The following is a 1,466-nucleotide window of genomic DNA, read 5'->3' as shown; positions in this document are numbered from 1 at the left end:
CTATTATTTGCATCTGCTGGATACCCCCTGTATCAGTAATTAAGTCCTCACCTAATATATCCTCTACTTCTTCCCCTTCCTTTAATTTCTGTGACTGTAATTCTTGCTCCACATCCGCTAATTCATCTTGGACAGTTTCTGATACAATAGAATTAGATTGTGATACTATTTTAGACACCACATCATTTGTATCTAAACTATTATTGCTATCGGTATCGCTACTATCTTCTAATGCCTCATCATCATACCCGCTATCACTAGCAGAATAATATGTGCTTATTACTTCATCTATAACTGCTTCATCTTCTTCAAACTCCCAGTTCTCTAGCTTCTCGTTAAATAATCTAGCCCCTAATACAGTTAAATCGTCTGTTGACGTACTTTGATCCTTAGTCTCTACTATTCTATTACCCTCTAATGATCTTTTGCTTCTTGCATTACCATTTAAGCCTAAATCATTTATACCTTCAGATATCACATTACCATTGAGTGTTAACTGCTCTTTAAGGCTATTAATTTCTGACCGTAAATCAGCAACTATATTGTTGTGAAGTACCGGATCAATGCCGGCAATTACTGTACTGCTATCACCTCCGCTTTCTTTAGCTTTTTGCTCCCTCATGGCTCTTGCATGTTCTGCTGCTTTCTTGTTTCTCAATCTCTACTTCTGCCTCTATCTGCTTAGCCTTAATAGCCCATTCCTTCTCCTTTTGTTTGCGAAGTGTTGCAGCTTTTTCTTTATTCGCTGCTATCTTTTGTGATATCTCAGTATCCCTTGCTTTTTGCTCCTCCGTTGTTAATACTATTACCTTTTTTGCTGCCTTCTTGAACTTATTACTCTTTTTCTCCCCAGCTATTGCTTCTCTTCTTGCTAAAATCTGACTCATTAAATCAGCTTCATCGCTAGAAACCACAACCACTTTCGGCTCTTCCTTGACTTTTTTTAACTTAAATAGCTTTCCTCCAAAATCTCTAATAGATTGGAATAATGCTGATTTTTTATCTGATTTACTACTACCAGCATCACTTAGCAAATGAGGCTGACTTAGTGCCATAGGTGGTGCTGGAGGGACTGGTACCACATCAGGTAATATTACAGGTGGTACTATGTCCAGTAATGGCGGCATGGGTGGAGGAGGTGGTGGATTCACTGGGGGATTTGATGGTATTAAATCAGGAAATGGTAAAGTAGGTACTACATCAGGTAAAGAGCTACTTAAATTAATAGATTCAAATGTAACCTCGTGCTTCCTACCTGATGAGGCTTTGCTTTTCGGTTTCTTGTCTCCCGCAAATACCTCCCCTGTCACCATTGATAAAAATAGCAATGATACTGTAGCTACTTGCTTTATTCTTGTTCTAAATGATGTGTGTTTGGAGAAATTAGTATAGTTATGCGCGTAGTATTGCTTTGTGTAGATACTACTTCATTGCGGATATTATAATGATATTGTATACTCATGATG

Annotated in this window: 2 protein-coding genes and 1 pseudogene; 1 reads left to right on the top strand and 2 read right to left on the bottom strand. The window is 37.9% G+C overall.

Features of this window, described 5'->3' with window-relative positions:
- Together A452_RS08890 and A452_RS0107490 are read right to left on the bottom strand one after the other, a co-directional pair.
- A pseudogene (locus A452_RS08890) lies at window positions 1–658 on the bottom strand (autotransporter outer membrane beta-barrel domain-containing protein); the annotation flags it as partial.
- Complete coding sequence (locus A452_RS0107490) at window positions 603–1,127, bottom strand: hypothetical protein (RefSeq protein ID WP_017208728.1); 525 nt, start codon at window positions 1,125–1,127, stop codon at window positions 603–605. The pseudogene A452_RS08890 and the gene A452_RS0107490, both read right to left, overlap by 56 nt.
- Between A452_RS0107490 and A452_RS0107485 the strand changes: the two genes are divergently transcribed.
- Entirely contained in the window at window positions 1,108–1,392 is a 285-nt protein-coding gene (locus A452_RS0107485; protein ID WP_157781384.1) for a hypothetical protein, read from the top strand. The two genes, A452_RS0107490 and A452_RS0107485, sit on opposite strands and share 20 nt — an antisense overlap.
- Window positions 1,393–1,466 lie beyond the last annotated feature (74 nt).

Origin of the sequence: Rickettsia australis str. Phillips (assembly GCF_000273745.1) — a bacterium.
In the GTDB taxonomy this organism is placed as follows: Bacteria; Pseudomonadota; Alphaproteobacteria; order Rickettsiales; family Rickettsiaceae; genus Rickettsia; species Rickettsia australis.
This window is presented reverse-complemented; position numbering and strand designations above follow the sequence as displayed.